The 23,146-nt window shown below is 39.4% G+C and carries 23 protein-coding genes; 16 read left to right on the top strand and 7 right to left on the bottom strand.

Translation table 11 applies throughout. From position 1 onward, the window contains the following. Positions 1–58: 58 nt before the first annotated feature. Positions 59–856, bottom strand: coding sequence for a hypothetical protein (locus AC1D69_RS17620; RefSeq protein ID WP_495457456.1), 798 nt, complete (start codon positions 854–856; stop codon positions 59–61). Beyond that, on the bottom strand, positions 837–1,424 hold the full coding sequence (locus AC1D69_RS17615; RefSeq protein WP_495457455.1) for an RNA polymerase sigma factor: 588 nt from the start codon (positions 1,422–1,424) through the stop codon (positions 837–839). Before AC1D69_RS17615 ends, AC1D69_RS17620 begins: the two co-directional genes overlap by 20 nt. Positions 1,425–1,624: 200 nt before the next feature. On the opposite strand from AC1D69_RS17615, the gene AC1D69_RS17610 reads away from it, so the two are divergent. After that, positions 1,625–2,629: an aldose 1-epimerase gene (locus tag AC1D69_RS17610; protein ID WP_495457454.1), complete on the top strand. Its 1,005-nt coding sequence runs from the start codon at positions 1,625–1,627 to the stop codon at positions 2,627–2,629. A 92-nt stretch (positions 2,630–2,721) separates the two neighbouring features. Here AC1D69_RS17610 and AC1D69_RS17605 read toward each other — a convergent pair whose 3' ends face one another. Next, on the bottom strand, positions 2,722–3,210 hold the full coding sequence (locus tag AC1D69_RS17605; RefSeq protein ID WP_495457453.1) for a double zinc ribbon domain-containing protein: 489 nt from the start codon (positions 3,208–3,210) through the stop codon (positions 2,722–2,724). Positions 3,211–3,420: 210 nt separating this feature from the next. Here AC1D69_RS17605 and AC1D69_RS17600 point away from each other — a divergent pair, with 210 nt between their 5' ends. The 3 genes from AC1D69_RS17600 to AC1D69_RS17590 are packed head-to-tail and all read left to right on the top strand — an operon-like array spanning position 3,421 to position 5,995. Further along, on the top strand, positions 3,421–4,371 hold the full coding sequence (locus AC1D69_RS17600; RefSeq protein WP_495457452.1) for a helix-turn-helix transcriptional regulator: 951 nt from the start codon (positions 3,421–3,423) through the stop codon (positions 4,369–4,371). A gap of 27 nt (positions 4,372–4,398) precedes the next feature. Next, complete coding sequence (locus AC1D69_RS17595; protein ID WP_495457451.1) at positions 4,399–5,097, top strand: AlkZ-related protein; 699 nt, start codon at positions 4,399–4,401, stop codon at positions 5,095–5,097. Between the two features lie 22 nt (positions 5,098–5,119). Then, the gene (locus AC1D69_RS17590) at positions 5,120–5,995 is read left to right on the top strand and encodes a hypothetical protein (protein WP_495457450.1); all 876 of its coding nucleotides are present in this window, start codon (positions 5,120–5,122) and stop codon (positions 5,993–5,995) included. 146 nt (positions 5,996–6,141) lie between these two features. Here AC1D69_RS17590 and AC1D69_RS17585 read toward each other — a convergent pair whose 3' ends face one another. The 3 genes from AC1D69_RS17585 to AC1D69_RS17575 are packed head-to-tail and all read right to left on the bottom strand — an operon-like array spanning position 6,142 to position 9,450. Further along, positions 6,142–6,906: an SDR family NAD(P)-dependent oxidoreductase gene (locus AC1D69_RS17585; RefSeq protein ID WP_495457449.1), complete on the bottom strand. Its 765-nt coding sequence runs from the start codon at positions 6,904–6,906 to the stop codon at positions 6,142–6,144. A gap of 48 nt (positions 6,907–6,954) precedes the next feature. Then, positions 6,955–8,187, bottom strand: coding sequence for an aminopeptidase (locus AC1D69_RS17580; RefSeq protein WP_495457448.1), 1,233 nt, complete (start codon positions 8,185–8,187; stop codon positions 6,955–6,957). Between the two features lie 30 nt (positions 8,188–8,217). Then, positions 8,218–9,450 carry an aminopeptidase gene (locus AC1D69_RS17575; RefSeq protein WP_495457447.1) on the bottom strand — a complete coding sequence of 411 codons (1,233 nt, stop codon included), beginning with the start codon at positions 9,448–9,450 and terminating at the stop codon, positions 8,218–8,220. 170 nt (positions 9,451–9,620) lie between these two features. Between AC1D69_RS17575 and AC1D69_RS17570 the strand changes: the two genes are divergently transcribed. The 5 genes from AC1D69_RS17570 to AC1D69_RS17550 all read left to right on the top strand — a co-directional run bounded on the left by AC1D69_RS17570 (position 9,621) and on the right by AC1D69_RS17550 (position 13,182). After that, entirely contained in the window at positions 9,621–9,944 is a 324-nt protein-coding gene (locus AC1D69_RS17570) for a hypothetical protein (RefSeq protein WP_495457446.1), read from the top strand. 227 nt (positions 9,945–10,171) lie between these two features. Beyond that, positions 10,172–10,549: a rhodanese-like domain-containing protein gene (locus AC1D69_RS17565; protein ID WP_495457445.1), complete on the top strand. Its 378-nt coding sequence runs from the start codon at positions 10,172–10,174 to the stop codon at positions 10,547–10,549. Between the two features lie 21 nt (positions 10,550–10,570). Further along, positions 10,571–10,831: a metal-sensitive transcriptional regulator gene (locus AC1D69_RS17560; RefSeq protein WP_495457444.1), complete on the top strand. Its 261-nt coding sequence runs from the start codon at positions 10,571–10,573 to the stop codon at positions 10,829–10,831. A 154-nt stretch (positions 10,832–10,985) separates the two neighbouring features. Then, complete coding sequence (locus tag AC1D69_RS17555) at positions 10,986–12,230, top strand: DUF445 domain-containing protein (RefSeq protein ID WP_495457443.1); 1,245 nt, start codon at positions 10,986–10,988, stop codon at positions 12,228–12,230. Between the two features lie 43 nt (positions 12,231–12,273). Beyond that, entirely contained in the window at positions 12,274–13,182 is a 909-nt protein-coding gene (locus AC1D69_RS17550) for an aldo/keto reductase (protein ID WP_495457442.1), read from the top strand. A gap of 341 nt (positions 13,183–13,523) precedes the next feature. On the opposite strand, the gene AC1D69_RS17545 is transcribed toward AC1D69_RS17550, so the two are convergent. Beyond that, positions 13,524–14,285 (bottom strand): stalk domain-containing protein, encoded by a 762-nt coding sequence (locus tag AC1D69_RS17545; RefSeq protein WP_495457441.1) that lies wholly within the window; start codon positions 14,283–14,285, stop codon positions 13,524–13,526. Positions 14,286–14,509: 224 nt separating this feature from the next. Here AC1D69_RS17545 and AC1D69_RS17540 point away from each other — a divergent pair, with 224 nt between their 5' ends. From AC1D69_RS17540 to AC1D69_RS17510, 7 genes are all read left to right on the top strand, one after another. Further along, positions 14,510–15,049: a nitroreductase family protein gene (locus AC1D69_RS17540; protein ID WP_495457440.1), complete on the top strand. Its 540-nt coding sequence runs from the start codon at positions 14,510–14,512 to the stop codon at positions 15,047–15,049. Between the two features lie 285 nt (positions 15,050–15,334). Then, on the top strand, positions 15,335–15,436 hold the full coding sequence (locus AC1D69_RS17535; protein ID WP_495457439.1) for a hypothetical protein: 102 nt from the start codon (positions 15,335–15,337) through the stop codon (positions 15,434–15,436). 30 nt (positions 15,437–15,466) lie between these two features. After that, positions 15,467–16,180: a class I SAM-dependent methyltransferase gene (locus AC1D69_RS17530; RefSeq protein WP_495457438.1), complete on the top strand. Its 714-nt coding sequence runs from the start codon at positions 15,467–15,469 to the stop codon at positions 16,178–16,180. 169 nt (positions 16,181–16,349) lie between these two features. Continuing rightward, positions 16,350–17,531, top strand: a complete 1,182-nt coding sequence (locus AC1D69_RS17525; RefSeq protein WP_495457437.1) for an SGNH/GDSL hydrolase family protein — start codon at positions 16,350–16,352, stop codon at positions 17,529–17,531. A 70-nt stretch (positions 17,532–17,601) separates the two neighbouring features. Continuing rightward, a complete protein-coding gene (locus AC1D69_RS17520; RefSeq protein WP_495457436.1) occupies positions 17,602–18,201 on the top strand; it encodes a nucleoside/nucleotide kinase family protein in 600 nt (199 codons plus the stop codon). A 451-nt stretch (positions 18,202–18,652) separates the two neighbouring features. After that, a complete protein-coding gene (locus tag AC1D69_RS17515) occupies positions 18,653–20,851 on the top strand; it encodes a 5'-nucleotidase C-terminal domain-containing protein (protein WP_495457520.1) in 2,199 nt (732 codons plus the stop codon). A gap of 208 nt (positions 20,852–21,059) precedes the next feature. Next, complete coding sequence (locus AC1D69_RS17510) at positions 21,060–22,895, top strand: UbiD family decarboxylase (protein ID WP_495457435.1); 1,836 nt, start codon at positions 21,060–21,062, stop codon at positions 22,893–22,895. Positions 22,896–23,146: the final 251 nt, after the last annotated feature.

Raw genomic sequence — 23,146 nt, 5'->3', positions numbered from 1 at the left:
AACAAAAGGGTAGAACCAGTATAACTGGTTCTACCCTTTATTTATTTTACATAATGACCTATTTAGGCAGGCTATCTACCATTTGTAAGAGCTCTTCCTTGGTTACATTACCATACATCCGAATCTGCAGTCCATTATATAGGAATTGTATATCATTAAATCGACCTGGAGTAAAGTAGGCCTCTATATCATTATCTAATGTTAGGATTTCTGTATCCGGTGAACCATGAGAAGTCGTTCGTATCAGATTATGGGTCGACTGTAAGATAATTCTCATGCTTTCTTCGTTATCCGTTCTATAGGTCATCGTAACCTGATCCGATTTCTCAACGCTGGTGTTCGGTGGGAGTTCAGAACTTACTAACTTCAAGCGATCGGGAATATGTTGTATGTTTGGATAAGAGAAAGAGATTTCATTCTGTACTTCCTCTATTGTTAATAGTTTTGATTGAAACTCAACTACTCTATCCAATACAGCAGAAGGATTATCCTCGTCTTCTGGATAAACATTTGGTGGTGCAGAAGTCTTTGCATTCTCTTTGGATCCTTGAACATTGGAACTAAATATAATTTCTACTACGCCATCTCCCCACTCTTTGATGGAAGAGTACATTGGAGACACGGCTTGAGTTAACGTAGGGGGATTGAATATAATTGCACCAGCCGCAACCGACGCTGCCACGACAGCAGCAAGTTGGAAATGGCGCATTCTCTTCTTGAAGGTATTGTGTTTGTTAATTTGGCCTTGAACCTTTTTCCATGATTGTTGCTTCGATTCATCAGAAGAAAGGGAAGATGAAGTAACCGAGTTGTCAAAAGCATCATCAAACCACTGATCAAATTTTTCGTTGTTCATCTTTTACACCCCATTCCTTATGCAACATTTTCTTAATGTTCTCCCGTGCTCGGAAGAGTCTTTGTTTGATAACATCTTCCCGAAGATCAAGAAGGTCAGACATTTCTTTATACGATAACCCTTGTTTCCAGCGGTATTCAATTAATACACGGAACTCAGGTTTTAATGCATTGATATAGGAAAGTATGGAATCCTCCATCATCTTACTTTCCACAGAATTTTCAACTGAGACTGGAGATTGTAATACCTCATCTATATATGTATAAACGCTGTCAATGTCAACTTGGTTACGATGTTTTTTATTTTTTCTTAAATAACTTATAGAAGTATTTCGGGTAACTACCTTTAACCAAGCTCTGAGTTTAATTTCATTCTCAAAAGGTGGCTTCTTCGTAATAATTTTCACAAAGGCATCCTGTATAATATCTTCTGTAGTTGCATGGTCCTTCACAATACAATAGATCATACCATACACATAGTCGTAGTATTCATAGTATATTTTTTCTTGAAGTAGCTCACTAATTTGATTGAATTCTGCAGCTACCAAAAGGCTTAAATTGTTCGACATGATACTTCCCTCCCTATACAAAGACCTTAACTAAGGTAAAAGTGGTAATATTTACATCATCATGATATCCATTTTACATGATTCACAGGAAAAATGCCTATTTTATTTCATGATCTGATGTGATAGATACTCTTTTGTTAACGCTTTATTACATGGTATGATATACCTTATTACTACAACCAATATCTTAGGAGGAAATCATGACTACTCAATATTCCGCATACGAAACCGACTTCCAGGGAGAAAAAGCGATATGGCTTAAACACGGTCGTTTTGAAGCTGCTGTGTTACCTGAGATAGGTGGAAATCTAATTTTGTTCCGTGACACAGAGAAAGGGTATCATTTTTTACGTGAGCCTAAAGAGAATGAAATGGAAGATTTCAAAGCAAGTCCAGGCATTTATGGAATTCCAGTGTTATTCCCACCGAATCGCTTTGAGGATGGCAAGTTCTTATGGGAAGGGAAGGAATACATATTACCGATCAATGAGGAAGCTATGGGCAATCATTTACATGGCTATATGCATACTTTACCTTGGAATGTTGTGCATTTCTCTTCAGATGATTATGAGAGTAAAGTGGTCCTAACACAGAAAGTTAGTGAAGGCCATTTATATAAAAAATATTTCCCTTTTGAATTCACCATTACCCTTCGTTATACGCTTAGTGATGCTGGACTTCAGCAACAGGTGACGGTGAAGAATGAAGGTAAGGAACGGATGCCGAATTTACTTGCTTTCCATACTGCAATTAACGCTCCTTTTGTACCCGAGAGTAGTGCATCAGATTATCGAGTGAAGATTACGATCGGGGAACGTCAAGAATTGAATGATCGTAACTTACCAACAGGTCATATTCAACCTTTAAGCCACGATGAGGAATTAATGAAGGGTGAAGGTGTTAGTCCTTACTTTGCTGGTATGGATAATCACTATACAGCCACTCCTCAGAATGGTCGCAATATGATGGAACTTACAGATACAAGAACAGGGGATAAGCTCATTTATGATGTAGGTACATCCTATAAGCACTGGATGATCTGGAATAATGGTGCATGCGGACAATACTTCTGCCCTGAACCTCAGATGAACCTAGTGAATGCTCCAAACATTCAGGGAAGAGATGCTGAAGAGATCGGCCTAATTGGACTTGCTCCTGGTGAGAGTTGGGAAGAAACAAGCCGTTTGTATTACATTGAGGCTTAATATAATATATATTCAACTAAAACGGGTGCCGTCTTAATACTAAGACGGCACCCGTGTCTAATTGTATACATCGTTACGATATGATCCACCAATCATGATAATAATTGATGTCCACAACTTTTACAGAAATGATCCAACGTGGTAACGGATGAACCACACTGTGTGCAATGAGATTGGTTAGCGTTAGAAGGGGTCTGCCCACTCAAAGGGACTGTTCTAACTTTTACAATATTAAATTGTTGTCCGCAAAAAGGGCAATAGGTAGCATCAGAAGGTAACATTTTGCCACAACCACACTCTTTTTGACTCTGAATCTGCTGCATCTTCCGTTGCATATGCGCTATTTCGTGTTCCAATTTCACGATGATTTGTTGATATTTCTGAATATCCAAGACTGGGATGATCGTTTCTTTGCGAGCTACGGATTGATGAATTATTCGACCAATCGCTATAAAATTCTTATCTATTTCTTTTTCCTTCGATGTCATTTGAATTTTTAGTGTAGCTGCTTCAACGGTATTGTGTGCTTTTTTGCCTGCATCAGAGACACCTTGTTTCATTTTATTGAAGAACTGTGACATCCTAATCCTCCTTTTAGGGGTATACGTATGAATCCCCTTAAACAGCTTAAATTTACGGTTGTTGTTCTATTGTATGGCTTTGGTTTGTCTTGTATGACCTTGTAAGATTCCTTAGATGAATCGTTTGGTTGGTTAAATAATGGTGACATACAAGATGTCACTAATCCTTTGCTATAATCATGGCATAGCTTGTTGAAGGGATGGGCAAGAATGAAACGAATGGACCGATTAATGGCCATCATTATGGCGTTACAGCAACGTGGAGAGACGGCTTCATCTTTGGCAGATAAAATGGAGGTATCACGACGAACGATTTTGCGAGATATTCAATCTCTGTCTGAGATGGGTGTTCCTCTATATGCAATAAGTGGCCCTCAGGGTGGAATTCGTCTTATGGAGGGATACCAGCTCTCACCGCTTCAACTTACTTCGCAAGAGGCACTAACTGTCTTATTCGCGTTAGAAGGTCTAATTCAATATCCAGATACACCTTTTAACAGTGAACGATGGACGGTAAGAGATAAAATTAATAATCTTCTTCCGAAGAGTATGGTCGACCAGCTTCAACCCTTACTTCAAACCTTGGAAATGAACGTTCCCTCTAGAAAATACTCAACACCATACTTATCATCATTAATTCAATTAACGGCAGAGTCTAAGTGGATCTCTACGCGCTATAAGTCCATGAATCATCACAGAAGATTACTCCTTCAACCTCATAAGATTTATGCAGCACATGGATTCTGGTATTGTGAAGCGTACTCTCACACCCATGGAGTGACCCGTACCTTTAGAGTGGATCGTATGGAAGAGGTAACGGAGGAGGAGCCTCCAGAGGTATTAGAATTATCGGATATCAATCCATCATGTTCACAAACCCAGCAAGAGGTTCAGAAACAACTAGCAGATATACATATACGTGTCAAATTGACTTACAAAGGAATGCTTCAAGTTGAGAAGGACGAGCATATCGGTGAATGTATTACATCTATTGGGGAAGATGAGTGGCTTGCTGAATTCGATCTTCCAGCGTCAGAGTTTCCTTGGGTCATTCAATTATTTTATTCCATAGGGATGGATGCAGAAGTCATTGAACCTACCTCGCTCAGACACGAAATCTATGCCAAGTCGAAAGAGGTACACGATCGTTATAGGAGTTAACCTAGATTAAAGGAGATGGGATTGTAGATGAAGGTAGAACCAAACACAGATTATGAAATAATTCATACGTATGAAGAAGCAACACAGCTTATAAAGCGTGTGGGCATTCTCCCGCTTGCACCGCTGATCCCAGGACATCCCTCTCTTACAAGTGTAACTGAACTGAGTCAATGGCATTCAGGAACAGACCAAGATCCTTGGTCGTGGAGAGTAAGATTTCCGGGAGATGGTATAGCCGCCTACGGTAAAATGCTGAAAAAGAAAGCGATTCTGGTATCACGGGACTGGTTTCCATATGTACTTAAGGTTCTTGGTCATCCAGACACGCTAGAAACTCGTTACAGGGATGGTTTAATATCTAAATCGGCATTAGATGTATACCAATGCATTCAGAATAACGAAGGTATTGATACACGGGAATTACGAGCTCAAGCTGGCATGAAAGCGAAAGAAATGAAATCGACGTTTGATCAAGCCCTAATGGAATTACAAGGTAATCTGGATATTGTCATCTCGGGGGTTAAACAAAGGGTAAATGAGCTGGGAGAAGCCAATGGATGGAATAGTACCTCTTATGAAACGGTAGAACATTGGATGACCTATGAAGGGGTTAAGGAGCTATCCATTAGTCGTGAAGAAGCTGCTGCTGAATTGAAAGCTAAACTAGAAGGTGTATGTAGCCCAGAGGCATTTACTTATCTTCATAAGCAATTTCATTTATCTTAAAAAAGGAATGGGGTTGAGTTCATTGTTGACAACAGATCAATTGGAGCTTGCTAGAACGTTTATATATTCAAATGCTAGGTTGTTAGATCGTAAAAGATATGAATTTCATTTCGAAGCGGGATCAGCTGCTGCTGTGTTGAACGTATTAAAGATGTATCAGAACGTCGATGGTGGATTCGGAAATGCTTTGGAACCAGATATTCGCACAGCTGGTAGTCAGCCAATACCTACCGAAATGGCTCTCCTGATCATGAATGAAATCGGCGTCTTCGATAAGGACATAATAGAGGGGATCGTATCCTATCTTTCTAAAATAACAATTCCTGATACCGGTGGATTACCCAGAGCGCTCCGTAGTCTGAACACAGACCCTCATGCCCCATGGTGGACAACAAAGGAGGACCACATCGCTTCGATGAATCCAACTGGAAGTATACTAGGCTTATTGTATAAACAAACGGTTCTAACTTCCTTCTACAAGGAACCATGGTTCGAACAATCCCTTCAATTCGTATGGGATTCAATGACACAGATTAATACGAAAGACTATCATGATCTAATTCAATGTATTACATTTTTGGTGAATACGCCTGATCGAGATCAAGCTGCTCCCTTGATACGCTGGCTAGATGAACAACTGCAACAAGAAGGAACCATCGAACTAGATCCTCATGCGGAGGGATATGTACATAAGGTATTGGACTATGCACCGTTATCGAACAGCTATTGTCGTAAATGGATCTCGCCAGCCATCGTCACACAGCATTTAATCGCATTAACTAATGAGCAACAAGAGGATGGAGGGTGGCCGATCAGATGGGCAGCCATCAGTCCAGGGAATGAAGCTGAGTGGCGAGGTTCGATTACGGTGGATCGGTTACTAACGCTTCGAGAATAAAATAGGACTGTGTCACATGAAAAGGCTGAGTCACCCGATGTGGGAGAACTCAGCCTTTTTAACGTAGATGCTGTAAGCGACACGAAATGATGTCTTCATTTATGATCTCAGAAGAAGCTCGTGTCCATCTGCTGGACGAATTTCAATTAAATCGCAGGCATCACATTTCCACCATTCACAGGAATGTATGCACCTGTGATGAAGCTGGCTAGATCTGATGCCACAAAAGCTACGACATTAGCAATTTCCTGATCAGTTCCACGGCGTTTCAACGGAACAGATTGGTTATAACCCTCGCTAACCTCCGTGTTATTGAGTCTGTCATTCTCACTAATCGTCCATCCAGGCGCAATCTGATTGACGGTAATCTGATGTTCGCCTATTTCTTTGGCAAGAACACGGTATACGCCGTCCATACCTCTTTTACCAGCTACGTAAGCTGATTGACCCGGAGCATTTTGCATAGAACATTCCGTATTAATTCCTATGAACCGTCCAGCTTTGCGATCGATCATAGAAGGCACGAATGCTTTAGCCAAATACACACTTTGCATGACACAAGTATCGATCTGGCTAGCATAATCTTCAAGAGGTTGTTCGAGGATAGACTTCCACTCATATTGAACAACAGCATTAGCGACTACAATATCAACAGTCTTAAATTGCTCTAATACACGACTCTTCATATTCAACACATCATCGAATTGGGTGATATCTGCTCGAACAGTCATAGAACGTCTTCCGATAGACTCTATTTCTTGTTGTAACTCATTTGCTTTTGCCTCATTACCATGATAATGGACAATGATATTTGCTCCACATTCCGCTAACGTACGAGCCATCACTCTTCCAAGTTGTCCCGTAGCCCCAGTGATTAGGGCTGTCTTTCCCGTTAAGTCAATGTTCAACATCCTGTTAACTCCTCTCAAAGAGCTTATCTATTTAGATTGAACCGTTTATTAGTTTGCCCAGTCTCCATTGGTGAAGATTTGTACTTTAGCTCCATCATGAGTTAGACCCGTGATGTTCATCTCTGGTGAACCCATCATAAAGTCAACGTGAGTAATACTCTGATTCATCCCTTTGGCAGCGAGATCTTCCGAACTCATCGTTTTTCCACCTTCGATGTTAAATGCGTAAGAACTTCCTATTGCAAGGTGACATGACGCATTCTCGTCGAACAAGGTTGTGTAATATAGAATATTACTTTGTGAAATAGGAGAGTGGAAGGGAACCAAAGCGACTTCTCCTAAATAATGTGAACCTTCATCCATGTTCACTAAGCGCTCAAGAGTCTCATAACCTTCTTCAGCACTGAAATCGATGATGCGACCGTTCTCGAAGGTAAGAGAGAAACGATCAATAATATTTCCACCATAACTTAGTGGTTTCGTGCTACTTACTTTACCGTTTACACCATTCTTTAGTGGAGCTGTGAATACTTCTTCCGTAGGGATATTAGCTACGAATGAAGTTCCTTGTTCATTCACGCTACCAGCCTGTGCCCAAATATGTCCAACAGGCAATTCAACCGTAAGATCTGTACCTGGGGCAGTAAAGTGAAGACTCTGTAATTTATGATTGTTGAGTTCATCTGACTTGAGTTGTAGCGTCTGAATATGATCATGCCACGCCTGAATCGGGTCAGGTTGATCCGCACGAACGGCAGCGAAAATAGCATCCCATAGCATATTCACTTGGGCCTCAGGCACCGCATCAGGGAACACTTTAGCAGCCCACTCTGGAGAGGGAGCAGCTAGACCATTCCAACTCACCTTATCAGCTTGTTGATATTGACGGTATTTAGCCATCGCTTGACCGTAAGTACGTTGATGATTAGCGATTCGCTCAGGATTTACACCTTTAAAGAGATCAGGATTTGAGGAAATAACCGTAAGGAATGCGGCATTATTCTCAGCAAGTTCTATCATTTCCCCAGCGAACCATGTTGGAGGTTCAAGGAAACATTCGTCAGATGCTAGATCGTAACGCATCCGTGATACGGCCTCATCCGTGTAATTTACTTTAACAAGCTTAGCACCCGCTTCATACGCTTTTCGAACAATTAGCTGTACCAGCTCAGCTGAGTCAATCATAGCGCTAACGACAAGTGTCTGTCCTGGTTGGACATTGACACCAATCTTTACCGCTAAAGTAGCATAATTATCTAATTTTTGTTCAAAACTTAGCATGATGTAAATCCTCCAGTGTGTATTCTATTTTTAAAGTGCCCAGTTCCCATTGCGGAAGACTGGTTCTTCCTGACCATCTTCTGTAATTCCGTTAATATCCATCAGTGCAGATCCGATCATGAAATCGACATGTGTTACGCTCGTATTCAAACCACGTTCGGACAGTTGTTCTTGGGTCATATTTTTGCCACCTTCAAGACAGAAAGCATATGCGCTACCAATAGCTAAATGGTTCGATGCATTCTCATCAAACAAGGTATTGTAGTAAAGAATGTTCGATTCAGAGATCGGGGACTGATGTGGCACAAGTGCAACTTCGCCTAAATAATGAGATCCTTCATCCATAGCAACTAAATGTTCAAGTGTCTCCTGGCCTTGTTCAGCACTTACGCTAATAATTCGTCCATTCTCAAAAGTGACCGAGAAGTTATCAATAATATTACCGCCATAACTTAACGGCTTCGTACTACTTACCGTACCATTAACACCTGTTTTTAGAGGAGCTGTGAAGACTTCTTCAGTTGGCATGTTGGCCACGAAACGATGACCCTGCTCATTAATGCTTTCACCTGCAGCCCAGATATGACCTTTAGGTAGTTCAATGGTGAGATCCGTACCAGGAGCTATGTAATGAAGTTTTTTATATTTCTTGGAATTAAGAATGGATGATTTAGTATCCAGAACTTCCAAGTGGGTGTGCCATGCTTCCACAGGATTCTCTTGGTCGACACGAACTGTGTGGAATATAGCATCCCATAACTTCTGAATTCGTTCTTCAGGTGCGACGTCAGGGAATACAGAATCAGCCCATTCTACGGAAGGTACAGCAACTATACTCCAGCTGAATTTGTCAGATTGAACGTATTGGCGATATTTTGCTAAGGCTTCCCCTCTAGTTTTTTGGGCAGTCGCAATTCGCTCTTGTGGGATTCCTTTTAGAAGGTCAGGATTCTCTGCAAGAACGCTAAGAACAGCTGCTCCATTCTCTACAAGTTCAATAATTTCACCTGCATACCATTTTGGTGATATTGTAAAAGCTTCATCTGCAGCCAATTCATACTGTAGACGAGTAACAACTTCATCGCTCCAGTTCACCTTAACAAGTTTAGCTCCCGCTTCATAAGCTTGTTTTACAATCAATCTTACGAATTCAGCTGAAGTTATAGGCGCATTCACAACGAGTGTTTGACCTTTTTGTACGTTTACTCCAATTCTCACAGCCAAATCGGCATATTTGATCAACTGTTGTTGAAAATCTGTCATATGTATTCCTCCAAATATAATTAGTGACTTCATTTTATATTGTACTAAATTGGTTACCATAATGAAAATACATGTAAAGTTTGAAACAAAAGTTTATCTCGATTCTCTGGTTTATTCATCTGTATGGTATACTGTATAAATATATTTAAGCTCAAAGGAGATCACCATTCATGAATGTACATATTGAAGATGTAGATATGATGAAAAATGATGAAGATCATTATATCGGTCACACGACATTTAGACTTGACGAGAATAAAGATTTATTCGAAGTTACGTTTCTCAGTAAGAGAGGAACTAACTGGGACTATAGCATTAATTTCGCCAAAGAACCCGGAAGTGAAGAAGAATTAATTAGAGTAGATACTCTTCTGATGGAAGATGAAACATTATTCGACCACTTGTTAGATGCGGCTCTTGATACCATGTATCCAGCGGGTTCAGAAGTAGCTGATACAGAAGAGGTTGATTCAGAACCAATCGATGAAGAATAACTCACGCAACGTAACAACCGTGCATATACACGGTTGTTTTTAATATAAGCCTATTTATAAGCATTAATGCTTATAAATAGGCTTATATTTCAATGCTAAACGTTCTTCACCGCTAAAGAGGATGGCGAGGCTGTTTTATACGTGTTTGACAGTTGAATATCCCAATTCTATAATACCTATGGGGGTATCCTCGATGTTGTTAATTCATTGTGATAGGAGATAGAAATATGTGGTGGGTCAGTGTCGTTATTTTCATGGTAGTCGTGGTAGTTATTCGAAGCATATGGCATACAGAAGATTTGCATGAAATCTCATGTAACACATTAACGGATAGTAACTCAACATATAAGTTGCTTGATATAAGAGATGCACTAGATTTCGAAGCGGGTCACGTACCAGGAAGTGTTAATATCTCCCTCGGTAGACTGCCCTATGTAGCGAATGTGGATTTAGCTCCTGAACAAGCGGTTATTATTATGGGTAAGAAAGATAGGAAGAGTAAAAGGGCAGCTCGGATCCTAAAGAAGAAAGGATTCCAGCATATATACATCTGTATTAAGCCAATTAGGTGTTGCTATGACACTGAACATCATATGTGTATGTAGGATTGACTGGAGGATAAACCAATGATTTATGATGAGAACGTTACCCGTCGCTTAAAAAGATTAGAAGGGCAGATTCGTGGTGTGTTAAAAATGATGGATGAAGGGAAAGACTGTAAGGAAGTAGTTGCACAGTTATCTGCAGTTCGTAATGCGTCGGATACAGCACTTGCTTATATCGTGGCTATGAACCTTGAACATTGTATATTAGAAGATATAGAACAAGGGGCAGAATCGCGTGAACGCATTCAATCAGCGGTACAGCTTCTTATTAAAACTCGTTAACTATATTGATAATAAATAGAGTTAACTTTACTTTTATGGTTGAATCCGTTTTATCCTAGAGAAGAGCAGGAGTCATCTGACTTCCTGTTTTTCGATGTTTAGATAGTTATTTCTACTTAGTGACAGACAAAATATATTGGGGGAATGTACAATCATGAGAACAAAATACATAGCGAGCTCTTCCTTGATCGTGATGGGAATTGGCTTCATAATTACTTTATTCATGCCACAAAATATCGCGGTGCGACTGCTTCAGGGTGGATTTGAAGCCGGGCTTGTTGGTGGATTCGCCGATTGGTTTGCGGTCACGGCATTATTTCGTCATCCGATGGGCATTCCGATTCCTCACACGTCGTTGCTCATAAGCAACCGAGATAAAATTGTGAATTCATTGATATCTGCTATGGAAACGGAACTCTTAAATAAAGAGAGTATAAAGCGCAAATTGAGTCAAACTAAAATATTTAAGGCGCTTGCTACAGGTGTGTTCAAATTGATTCGTAAGCGTGAGATCAGAAAAACGATGATTACGTCCGTCAAATCAGTTGTTGTGACTTTACCTCTCGATAAAGTTGCCACTTCACTCCAGAGCATGCTTGCAGGGTATGTAAGAAACAAAGAACTAGAGCCTATGATAGCTCAGACAGCTGTCTCTATTGTAGAAAGTCGAACGGACGAGAAGGTATTTGATTACGCCTTGGGATATGGTAAACGGTGGGCATCTAAACCCGAGACTGAAGTGTTACTTGGCAATTTGGTTCATAGTAAACTGCAAGAGATTCAGCTTGGTGGAATGAAGGGGTTCGCTGTTCAGGCTTTTCTAGGATTTATGAGTGAAGAGAAGCTAGGTTCATTACTTACTAATTTATTGATTTCTTCTATGGATGATCTTGAGAAGCCGGATAGTGAATATAGGGGGCGTATCCTTCAAGAAATACGAATGCAACTAACGACAGCTGCTCTGAATCCTAACGTAACGATCCAACTGAAATCATGGTTAGATACGAAACTCACAAGCTCAAGTACACAAGTGTTCATTATGAATCAATTGGAAGAGCTACGTGTTCAATTCCTTCGTACATTAGATAATGAATACGATAATGGCGGTCATCTTATTTTAAAAGGATTCCGCTGGGTTACGACAACCTTAGGTAAACAAGAACAATTGGTGCAGAAATGGGAGCAAAATATATTAAGTCTCATTGTGGATATTGTGGAGACGAATTATTATAGATTAGGTCTATTGGTTAAGGATAATTTGGATCAGATGGATGATCAGACTCTTGTGCAGATGTTAGAGGAAAAAGTGGGTAATGACTTACAATGGATCCGTGTAAATGGTGCTCTATGTGGATTTATCATTGGACTACTCCTTACAGTGCTTCATATGCTTGTCTAATTTAGGAATGACCTATTAAATCAATGAAATGGGGAAACGATCAATGAAGACATCAAAATTAGGATCATCTGACTTATGGGTAAGTGAAATTGGACTTGGTTGTATGTCTTTAGGGACGGAAGAGACTTTAGCCATCTCATTGGTTCATGAAGCTTTGGAGCGGGGCGTTAACTTTCTGGATACATCGGATCTTTACGATGATGGTCTGAATGAAGAAATCGTAGGTAAGGCGATTCAAGGACGCCGTGATCAAGTTATTTTATCAACGAAAGTTGGGAATCGTCGTGCTCCTGGCCAGGATGGTTGGATGTGGGATCCTTCCAAGAAACATATTTTATCGGCTGTAAAAGAAAGTTTAAGACGACTTCAAACAGATTATATTGATCTATATCAACTTCATGGTGGGACATTAGAAGATCCAATCGATGAAACGATTGAAGCTTTTGAACAATTAAAGCAAGAGGGTGTTATTCGATATTATGGAATTTCATCTATTAGACCCAATGTGATTAGAGAGTACATCTCTCGTGCTAACATTGTAAGTGTGATGAGCCAATATAGTATTCTAGACCGCCGTCCTGAAGAAGAGATACTTCCCTCACTAACTGAGAATGATATTAGCATGATTGTTAGAGGTCCTGTAGCCAAGGGTATACTCTCTGATCGTGGTGATCAGAAGGTAGCTAAGGGTTATCTAGACTACAACTCAGAAGAATTACAAAAAGTTAGAGAGAAGTTAGAATCTTTCGTTCATGATGATAGAAGCATGGCTCAAACTGCGATAAGATATGTGTTGTCAGACCCAGCTGTCGCGGTTACCATACCAGGTGCAAGTTCACTAGAACAGATCCGCCACAATATAGCAGCTGGAGATGTAGCACCACTAACCGAAAATGAAATAGCAACCATTCGTGAGTTTAGTAAAGGCTCTCTGTATAAAGAACATCGCTAGGTTGAGAAAGTATAATAGACCAAACAAAACCAGATTGCCATGTCGGCAGTCTGGTTTTGTTTGGTTAGACGAATCGTGTTTCGAGGAATACAGAATTTATGAACAGCTAGTATAAGCGTTCAATATTCCGCTTATATTCTAGTAAAAGAACTTATATTAATGATTTAAACGATATGTTAATTCCTCAGATACAAGAGTTGTCGGATTGGTATGTTTGAACGTAAATAGATTGCCGTCGCGTTTCACATATTGGAGTCCGTCGCTAGACGGCATAAAAACCGTTTGTTCCCATTGTTCAAAATAATTTTGATCCTCATTAGATAGAAGTTCCTTGTATAAAGTTATGGGAGCATCTTCCCATTATATATATACAGTTTATAAATATCATCACCAAAGTGAGGCTCACCGTGGATATAATTCACTTGTAAGACTACTGAGTGAACATCCGCTTGGGTCACAGACAAGTAAGCAAGATCATTAGCCCTTACGGCTGACTGCCCAATGTTATGTGGCATCTCAGAACCGATAGCCGTATACACAATCCCATTATCTTTCCGCACCCAGTACCAGCCGCCTTTCGCATCACCAGATACTGCATTAAGTATCGTATAAGATACTGTGATCTTGTTGTTCTTACTTGATTTCAAAGTCCCACCGGCCCAGTTCAATAGGTCTCTTAGTGGCAAATGGATATCACCATTTCTTTGAAGTAAAGGGGAAGACATCTGGCGGCGATGGCCATTTAGAATAGCAGTCTTGCTGTTGATTTTCCAGCTTAAAGTGCGGTTCGGACCACTTACATTCAATATACCGGACTTCTGATTATAGGACCATACTAAGTCTTGAAACATAACTGAAGCTTGTTTATACGACAGATAATTGGTGCCGTTTTTGATAAAAAAATTGTTATTCGTATGCTTTGTGTCAAATTCCCATAGAGCGGGCATAATCTCAACCGTAGGTAGAGTATTTATTGTAGTAGCGGCAGAGATAGGAGCGGTAACCTCTGCATTCACTTGTCCCGGAGATGTCCCGAGTACAGCTGTAATAGCAAGTGCTAGCAACAGCGTTTTAGTTTTCGGTAAGTAATACATTTTCTTCATAGCTTCATAGTCTCCTCCATACAATTTTATCGCTATTAAGACGCTCGATGATGTTGAATAGTTCCAATAAACGGTTAATAAAACTTAGAAACTAATTAGTAACGAGACTGTTGACAAGAGAGTACTCACAATTTAAACTAATTAAATGATAAAGATTATCATTTATAATGAACAAAATCATAAATATATAACATAGTAGTTTAAATTTTAAGGAGGATCATTCCATGGAATTATCACAATTGATTAAAGAAAGAAGATCTATACAAGTTTTTGATGACCGCGAGGTTTCACTTGATCTTGTGAAGGATCTTTTGGATACTGCTGTATGGGTTCCTAACCATAGAATGACTCAACCATGGCGCTTCATTATTGTTCATGGAGAAGCACGTAAGCGTATTGCAGAAATAAAAGGAAAACCTGGTGATGCTTCATTTAACGAGAATTTCTACAATAAAATGATGAGCGTTCCAATGTACATTGCTTTTGTCATACAAGAGAACCCTGTTATCAGTATTCGCGAAGAAGATTATTCCTCGGCGAGTTGCATCATTCAAAATTTCAGTTTACTTGCTTGGGAACAAGGGTTAGGTACGGTATGGAAAAGTTATGGTCACATGCATGAAGCAGCATACCGAAATGCATTAGGAATTCAACCTGGCGAAAGAGTCGTTGGTAGTGTTCATGTTGGTTACGCTAGTCAAATGCCAGCAGCTCAACCAAGAATTCCAGCTGCGGATCTAATTACAGTTATTGATCAAGCTTAAGATGATCAGGATTGTAAATATCAGCCTTGCTGAGTAGAGAGCCTATATTATGTTTATATATAATATAGATTCAATTCAAAGGGAGGCGTATAAGGTGTATTGGGCAATAGATACAAACCTATGGAATACAGATGTAGTGAGGCAGACTCACTACATCTGTATTCCATAGGTTTTTTTATTATATATGTGTGAGGTTTGGAATAACTCATTCAGAGGTAATACTTCATAAGAGATTGAGAGTCTATTCGATAAGTTTGAAGATGAGCAATATGTTGATCCATACCTATGGAAGATTTAAATATGGAAAAGCAAGAAGAGAAACAGAAAAACGGAGAATCTAAAAATTCCTCTTCAACTGCAAGTAAATATAAGACAGGATTTGAGTAATAACATGTCATTTACATCGGAGGTGATCCTATGAATCAAGCAGATTTTGAGGAAGCTCGTGAGGCTGAAGCCAGCTATCATAATGAACTATATAGTGAATTTGAGATCTTAGAACCAGGAACATGGATGTCTGAACCTAATCTTATTGTCATGGAGCTATTGGATCGTCTGATGGAACACAAACAAAACCTTCATGTGCTCGATTTAGGGTGTGGTGCTGGTCGAAATACGATTCCCGTGGCTGTGCGACTTAAAGAGACGGATAGTAAGGTTGTCGGTCTAGATCTATTGAACGGAGCCATCGATAAACTTCGTGAGAATGCGAAAGAATATGGCGTTACTGATATCATTGAAGCACAAGAAGTTGATGTTGAACATGCGGATATGTCCAATGACTATTATGATTATATTCTAGCTTGCGGCTGTCTTGAGCACGTGTCTTCTGAGGAGGCTTTGATACAGGTTCTAGAGCGAATGAAGCGTGGTACGCAATTGGGAGGAATCCATTGTATTTCGATGAACACAGAGATAGAGGAAGTTGAGCAAGATACGGGACGTAAGCTAGAATCCTTAATCGAACTCAATTTACCGACGGAGAATGCTTATGCCATTCTTGAAAAAGTGTATGATGGCTGGAATGTTCTTGAACGTAAAACAGTCATTCAGTCGGTTGATGAAGAGAAGTACGATACACCAACGCAGTTCCGTAGTCAATCGATTACATTTGCCGTACAGAAGATATAAGAAGTAGCGACCGATTGGTGATAACCAGTCGGTTTTTTTTGTGACTTTAACATTCCATATACAAAAAAAATGTGAAACTTTCAACCTTCTCAGGTAAAATAGGATTGTTGAACTTTTGGGACAGGTATCCAAAATACATAAAATGATTGTCATCGGAGCGTGAAGAATAATGAATCTAGAGGAAAATAAAGAGATGAATCATAGCAGTGAGATATTACTACAGGAGGACTATGCCTCTGCCACAGTTGTGTCTTCAGCAGCTAATTTTATCATGAACCGAACGGAACCCTTTACTCACACGTATCGAACATATATCCGAATTCGAGAATGTGGCCAGCAGAGCTTTAAGTTCTGGCACAGCAATGCTGTTGACTCCACATGGGATACTGGATTAATTGCTTCTGCTAGTGATCTAGGAGGAGAATGGAGAGTAGAAGCGGCTTATATTGGTGACGGGGGCAGCCAGTTAAATGGCGATGTAGTTGAAGGCACTCAGGTTGCTCTTACTTTTGACGGAAAATTAACCAAAACCGTTCTACCAGATGAGAAATTTTGGAGTGATGAGGTTCATATAGATATACCCGATGGACACTATCTATCATTTACATGGACCATTTCCACAACTATATCTGGCAAAACCATACCGTATAACACTGAACAGATGCTAGTCACGGCATATGATGCTCCTGGAAATGTAGCTGATCAGGAATCATCCATTCTTTTTCAAAAGTCAGAGAATCAATTAGTCTTACCTAGCTATATAGGTTATAAAAAGCAGGTAAATAAAAAACTCCTATTCTTTGGGGATTCAATTACGCAAGGTGTGCGAACTGGGGTAGATGGCTATGAATATTGGGTTGCAAGAATTGCAGAAGGTCTAGGTACGTCCGTAGGGGTATGGAATCTCGGTTCAGGGTGGGCGAGAGCATATGATGCAGCTGGTCAGGGTCCTTGGCTGTATAAAGCGCAACAAGCGAATGAAGTTGTCATCGCATTAGGTGTCAATGATCTTGATATTGGTAAACGTACAGCTGAGCAACTTATTGGTGATTTAACCATGATTGTCTCTACTCTCAAGAACAACAATCCTTCAATCGAAATTATATTATGTACCGTACCGCCGTTTAACTTCACTGGTGATCAAGAGTGTGCTTGGCGAGAGGTCAACACATCTATTCGTAATGAATCCATTATAGGCGTAGATCGTGTGTTTGATATCGCTGAAGTGCTGTCTCAAGAGGCACCTAATGAACATTTAGTTAAATCTGAATATATGAGTTCGACATATGATCCCCATCCTAACGGTACAGCAGGAAAGGATGTTTCTGAAGTATTCCTTGAGTGGTATTAACAAGATTTGAATAAATGACGCTGATACAATCGATTAATGATTAATACAGTGGAAGTAGCTTCTATAGGGGGTGAATAACATAATTATATCGTTTTCGGGAATCGACGGTTCGGGTAAGACATCTCTAGCACATAAGGTAGCTGTTGAATTAAATGAAAGAGGCTATGCTGCTGAATACTGTAAACCAGATTATGTAGTTAATGAGATCATTAAAACCTTTTGCCATGAGGAATTTGGTGATGAATTCTCATATATACCCAATCTAAACGGCAGCTTATATATTTATGGGATATTGATTGATTGGATAGATACGTTAAATAAAAAATTACGTGATAATACTGGTAAGATCCTTGTGTTTGACCGTTATGTTTATGATATTTTAGCTCAAGGACTTCACTATAAGGCTAATATTCAACCCATGATTGAAATGATAAGATTCTTCCCTGAGCCAGATATAAGTTTCTTTATAGATATTAGTCCTGAAAATGCCTATGAAAGATTAACCGTTAGGTTGGTTCCTCCAATACATCAGCTAGAAAGTCTGGATAATTTAAGAGTATTAGATCAGAGCTATAAAACTATTTTTAATAGTATACCTTGGGGAAGAATCCATATTTCAGATAAAATCAATTTCAATAGTATTATGGAGAACATAATATCGAAACTTTAATGCTTCAATCATTAAAAGCTATTTCTAATCAATAGAGAATATAAATGAAATTCAAAACAATAAATGCCTTTTCTCATACAGGGCATTTATTTTTTTATGGTAATACTCAAGGAGTAGCGTTCGCCGCACAAAGCTTAGTACTGGTTAATGATTCACTCTATTATAGATATGATACATTATATAATATAAATAGTGATATGTGCGATATTTACGTACTGAAATCCACTTGATCACTCTCGGATCATACAAAATTCATTCATTTCATATGCGTTTTAACCAATTATATCTTACGATGGTAATATTACCGTTTACATAGATTTAACCTCAATGTTATATTTAATATCATAACATTAATTATAGAATAGGAGCAAAACGCCACATGAAACGAAAATCAAAATTAGGTTTAAAGGGATATGTTGGATCAATGTTATCATTGACAATGATGGCAACTATGCTCATCAGTCCTCTCCCGAGTAGCAAGGTCTACGCAGCAGAAGCTGACACAGAGGTTAATATTTCTTTGCTAGGAACATCTGATATCCATGGTCGATTTATGCCTTGGGATTATGCCCTTGATGGTCCTAATACGACAGGAAGTCTGTCTCAGTTGTACACGATCATAAAAAAAGTACGTGCAGAGAATCCGAATACGATTCTGCTTGATGCGGGAGATATGATCCAAGATAATTCAGCAGAATTATTCAATGATCAACCTCAGTCTCCTATGATGGTTGCAATGAATGAAATGAAATATGATGCATGGGTTATGGGTAATCATGAATTTAATTTTGGACTAGATACATTGGATAAGATTTCATCACAATTTAAAGGACAAGCTTTAGTAGGCAATATTTATAAAGAGAATGGTGATCGGTTTAAACCGGCGTATACCATTATTGAAAAAGCAGGAGTTAAGGTTGGAGTCATCGGGATGAATACACCCATGATTACGGAATTCGAGAAAGGCACGGATCATTTGGACGGTATTGTCGTAAAAGATCCTGTTGAAGAAACAAAGAAGGCTATTGCTGAATTAGAAGGCAAAGTTGATGTTATTGTAGGACTTATGCATATGGGCTTGGATAACGAGAATGGAAAACCAGGTACTGGTGTGACGGATATTGCGAATGCGAATCCGGAACTAACGGCAATTTTTGCAGGTCATATGCATACATTGGTTGAATCCGAGACAGTTAATGGTGTGATTATCTCTGAGCCTAATAAATACGGTTCACATATATCTCGCATTGATCTTGCATTCACAAAGCAAGGCGATCAGATGGTATTGAAGAGTAAAGAAGCATCGGTATTAGCTGTAAAAGATGCTGATGGTAATATCGTCAAATCTGATTCTGGATTGGAAGATACGCTGAAACCTTACCATGAATTTGCACGTGCAGATGCTAACGTTGAAGTTGCAACACTGAAAGGAATGAATCTAGTTCCTGATAATGAAATCGCTGGAATTCCTGCGGTACAAATTCAGGAGACGCCGTTATCGGACTTTTTCAGTGAAGTGATGTTGCATTATAGTAAGGCAGATGTGGTCTCACACCAGATTGATAATGATAAAGCACGGTTGGATATTGGACCTATTAAGAAAAAAGATATCGCTTATAACTATCAGTTCGCATTAGGTGAGGTTACGGTTTATAAAGTTACAGGGAAAGATCTGAAGGATTATATGGAATGGTCAGCAGGTTATTTCAATTCTACCCGTCCAGGAGATGTGACGGTGAGTTTTGATAAGAAAAGACGTGCTTCTAAATATAGTACCGATGATTTCTTCGGTGGTGTAACCTATGAGATTGATCTAACTAAACCGTATGGTAGTAGAATTACGAATCTAAAGTATATGAATGGAACGGCTGTGAAGGCAGAAGATAGTATTAAATTAGGTATGAATGCTTATCGAATGGATGCCTTGAAAGCTAAAGGTGGAGCATTAGAAGGACGTAAGTTCGAGCAACTATGGTCTTCTAAAGATGCTACTGTATTTGGTGAAGTAGGGGGTACGATCCGCAATCTAGCGATTAAATATTTAAAGGAAGAAAAAAATGGCGTATATGAACCTCAAATCAATCAACATTGGAAAGTGACGGGTGTGGATACTACATCAGCGGCTCGTAAGGATGTTGTAGATCTTATCAATGATGGTATTCTTGTTGTTCCAACAACCGAAGATGGTAAATATACAAATATAGCGTCTATAAATATTTTAGATCCGATTGTAGACAGTGAGGTTGCTGAACTCTCCAAGAAGGCAAATGTAAGTTCAGCATTGTTCTCGGGTCTAACAACCAAAGGTGAATTCTACCAGAAGTTGAATCAAGCAAGAAAAACGACTGAAGTCGAGGTTGAAGAAGAACAGCCTAAGCCAAGTCCGACGGTTGAACAACCAAGTCCGACTGTCAAAGAACCAACTACAGCGGTTAAAGAACCAGTAGTTACGAAGGTGAAACAAGCTAAAGTTACAGCTTATTTCTTGAATGTACGCGCTAATGCGTATTCAACATCTAAGATCTATAAGGCCATTCCGAAGGGTTCAATTCTAGAAGTGTTGAATGTTGAGAAGTATGGTTGGGTAAAAGTGCGTTTTGAAGGTAAAGATGCGTATGTGTATAGCAAGTACCTAAATATGCTACCCTAAGTGAAGATTATTATAAGAAGCAATCCAGGCTAGATCCTGGGTTGCTTTTTTTGTATTAAAGGTAATGATGTATATTGTGTGAAAGTTGAATAGAATACGTCTATTACAACTAAATGTGTTACCATTATGTTAGAAGATAGCAATAGCTTCATGGAATTTATCATGAATCCTAATAGGTTTAATAACTAGAGAATGGAGTTAAAGAATAATGTATCGTAATTTAGAAGAGTGTGTCATCGATTTGGAGAAGAATGGGCACTTAGTCCGAATTAAAGAAGAAGTGGATCCCTATCTTGAAATGGCAGCAATTCATATGAAGGTTTATGAAGCCGGTGGTCCGGCGTTGTTATTTGAGAATGTTAAAGGTTCTAAATTTCGAGCAGTATCCAACCTCTTTGGAACTTTAGAACGCAGCATGTTTATGTTCCGAGATACATGGAAATCGGTTCAGAATGTTATGGCCATACGTGATGACCCCATGAAAGCATTGAAGCAACCTTTTAGAAATATTGGTAATGGACTTGCTGCGGTGAAAGCACTTCCTTTGAAGAAGTTGGGTAGTCTCGATGTTACTGCACAAGAAATTCAAATATCCGATCTGCCACAAATACAACATTGGCCAATGGATGGTGGAGCTTTCGTCACATTACCTCAAGTGTATAGCGAAGATCCAGAGAAACCGGGAATTATGAACTCTAATCTAGGGATGTACCGTATACAGCTGAGTGGCAATGAATATGAAATGAATAAAGAAATTGGTGTACACTACCAGATCCATCGTGGGATCGGAATTCATCAAGAGAAGGCGAACAAGCTAGGTATGCCTTTAAAAGTAAGTTGTTTCATAGGTGGTCCACCCGCACACACATTATCTGCGATCATGCCTTTACCTGAGGGGCTAAGTGAGATGACGGTTGCCGGCTTACTTGCAGGACGTAATTTTCGGTATAACTATGTCGATGGCTATTGTATAAGTAATGATGCTGATTTTGTTATCACTGGAGAAATCTTTCCTGAAGATACGAAACCGGAGGGTCCTTTTGGTGATCATTTGGGCTATTACAGTCTTACCCATCCGTTTCCAGTGATGAAAGTACATAAAGTATATGCGAAGCCTAACGCCATCTGGCCATTTACTGTTGTAGGTCGTCCTCCACAGGAAGATACTTCATTTGGTGAACTCATTCATGAGTTAACAGGGGATGCGATTAAACAAGAGGTTCCTGGTGTCAAAGAAGTTCACGCTGTAGATGCTGCAGGTGTACACCCGCTCCTTTTTGCTATTGGGAGCGAAAGGTATACGCCTTACCAGAAAGTCAAACAGCCAACAGAACTACTCACGATTGCTAATCGGATCTTAGGAACTGGTCAACTTAGTTTGGCTAAGTATTTATTTATTACGGCTGAAGAGAATCAACCCTTAGATACGCATAAGGAAGTAGAGTTCTTAACGTATATATTAGAGCGGATCGATCTACATCGCGATATTCATTTTCATACAAATACGACGATTGACACCCTTGATTATTCAGGTACTGGATTAAACAGTGGTAGTAAAGTTGTTTTTGCAGCTTATGGAGATAAGAAAAGGGATCTATGCATAGAAGTACCTAAGCATTTGAAATCGTTACGCGGTTATTCCAATGCACAATTAGTGATGCCAGGGATTATAGCACTTCAAGGCTCTAAATTTAACACATATGCTGAAGCGCAAGAGGAGCTTCAAGGGTTATGTGAAGCGATTCAATCCAATGGACCGATCTCTTCTTGTCCAATGATCATTCTATGTGATGACAGCTCCTTCTTGAGTGCCTCAATAGCGAATTTCTTATGGGCAACATTTACGCGTAGTAATCCTTCGCATGACATGTATGGTGTGAATAGTCATTACGAGAACAAACACTGGGCTTGTGATAATGTCATTATTGATGCACGCGTTAAGCCACATCAAGCCCCACCATTAATACCGGATCCAACAGTGGAGAGAAACATCGAGAGGTTGTTTGTTAAAGGAGCTAGTCTGGGTGGAGTACGTATAGGTTAAATCTTTTACTAGTGAATAGCGATTTGGAGAAGCCGTGAATGAACATTGTTCATTCACGGCTTTTTCTCTATGTTTAGCTATTATTTCTGTAATCAGTATTTTTTCTTTCATGGTGATACGCGACGGTTTCAGAGTGACTAATTGAATTTATATCTTTTACCATAATTCATCTCTAACTGCATAGGTCATGTGATCCAGTCTTGATAGTAATAATATGGATGACATTAATAATTTACAAATACATAGGAAAA

Source organism: Paenibacillus sp. Y301, from assembly GCF_059445505.1.
Note: the sequence above shows the minus strand (reverse complement) of the source record. Positions and strands in the feature narration are given on the sequence as shown.

Bases quoted from the DNA above. Each gene is read 5' to 3' on its own strand.
- AC1D69_RS17620 (WP_495457456.1), bottom strand. From the start codon at position 856: ATGAACAACGAAAAATTTGATCAGTGGTTTGATGATGCTTTTGACAAC.
- AC1D69_RS17615 (WP_495457455.1), bottom strand. From the start codon at position 1,424: ATGTCGAACAATTTAAGCCTTTTGGTAGCTGCAGAATTCAATCAAATT.
- AC1D69_RS17610 (WP_495457454.1), top strand. From the start codon at position 1,625: ATGACTACTCAATATTCCGCATACGAAACCGACTTCCAGGGAGAAAAA.
- AC1D69_RS17605 (WP_495457453.1), bottom strand. From the start codon at position 3,210: ATGTCACAGTTCTTCAATAAAATGAAACAAGGTGTCTCTGATGCAGGC.
- AC1D69_RS17600 (WP_495457452.1), top strand. From the start codon at position 3,421: ATGAAACGAATGGACCGATTAATGGCCATCATTATGGCGTTACAGCAA.
- AC1D69_RS17595 (WP_495457451.1), top strand. From the start codon at position 4,399: ATGAAGGTAGAACCAAACACAGATTATGAAATAATTCATACGTATGAA.
- AC1D69_RS17585 (WP_495457449.1), bottom strand. From the start codon at position 6,906: ATGTTGAACATTGACTTAACGGGAAAGACAGCCCTAATCACTGGGGCT.
- AC1D69_RS17580 (WP_495457448.1), bottom strand. From the start codon at position 8,187: ATGCTAAGTTTTGAACAAAAATTAGATAATTATGCTACTTTAGCGGTA.
- AC1D69_RS17575 (WP_495457447.1), bottom strand. From the start codon at position 9,450: ATGACAGATTTTCAACAACAGTTGATCAAATATGCCGATTTGGCTGTG.
- AC1D69_RS17570 (WP_495457446.1), top strand. From the start codon at position 9,621: ATGAATGTACATATTGAAGATGTAGATATGATGAAAAATGATGAAGAT.
- AC1D69_RS17565 (WP_495457445.1), top strand. From the start codon at position 10,172: ATGTGGTGGGTCAGTGTCGTTATTTTCATGGTAGTCGTGGTAGTTATT.
- AC1D69_RS17560 (WP_495457444.1), top strand. From the start codon at position 10,571: ATGATTTATGATGAGAACGTTACCCGTCGCTTAAAAAGATTAGAAGGG.
- AC1D69_RS17555 (WP_495457443.1), top strand. From the start codon at position 10,986: ATGAGAACAAAATACATAGCGAGCTCTTCCTTGATCGTGATGGGAATT.
- AC1D69_RS17550 (WP_495457442.1), top strand. From the start codon at position 12,274: ATGAAGACATCAAAATTAGGATCATCTGACTTATGGGTAAGTGAAATT.
- AC1D69_RS17545 (WP_495457441.1), bottom strand. From the start codon at position 14,285: ATGAAGAAAATGTATTACTTACCGAAAACTAAAACGCTGTTGCTAGCA.
- AC1D69_RS17540 (WP_495457440.1), top strand. From the start codon at position 14,510: ATGGAATTATCACAATTGATTAAAGAAAGAAGATCTATACAAGTTTTT.
- AC1D69_RS17535 (WP_495457439.1), top strand. From the start codon at position 15,335: ATGGAAGATTTAAATATGGAAAAGCAAGAAGAGAAACAGAAAAACGGA.
- AC1D69_RS17530 (WP_495457438.1), top strand. From the start codon at position 15,467: ATGAATCAAGCAGATTTTGAGGAAGCTCGTGAGGCTGAAGCCAGCTAT.
- AC1D69_RS17525 (WP_495457437.1), top strand. From the start codon at position 16,350: ATGAATCTAGAGGAAAATAAAGAGATGAATCATAGCAGTGAGATATTA.
- AC1D69_RS17515 (WP_495457520.1), top strand. From the start codon at position 18,653: ATGCTCATCAGTCCTCTCCCGAGTAGCAAGGTCTACGCAGCAGAAGCT.
- AC1D69_RS17510 (WP_495457435.1), top strand. From the start codon at position 21,060: ATGTATCGTAATTTAGAAGAGTGTGTCATCGATTTGGAGAAGAATGGG.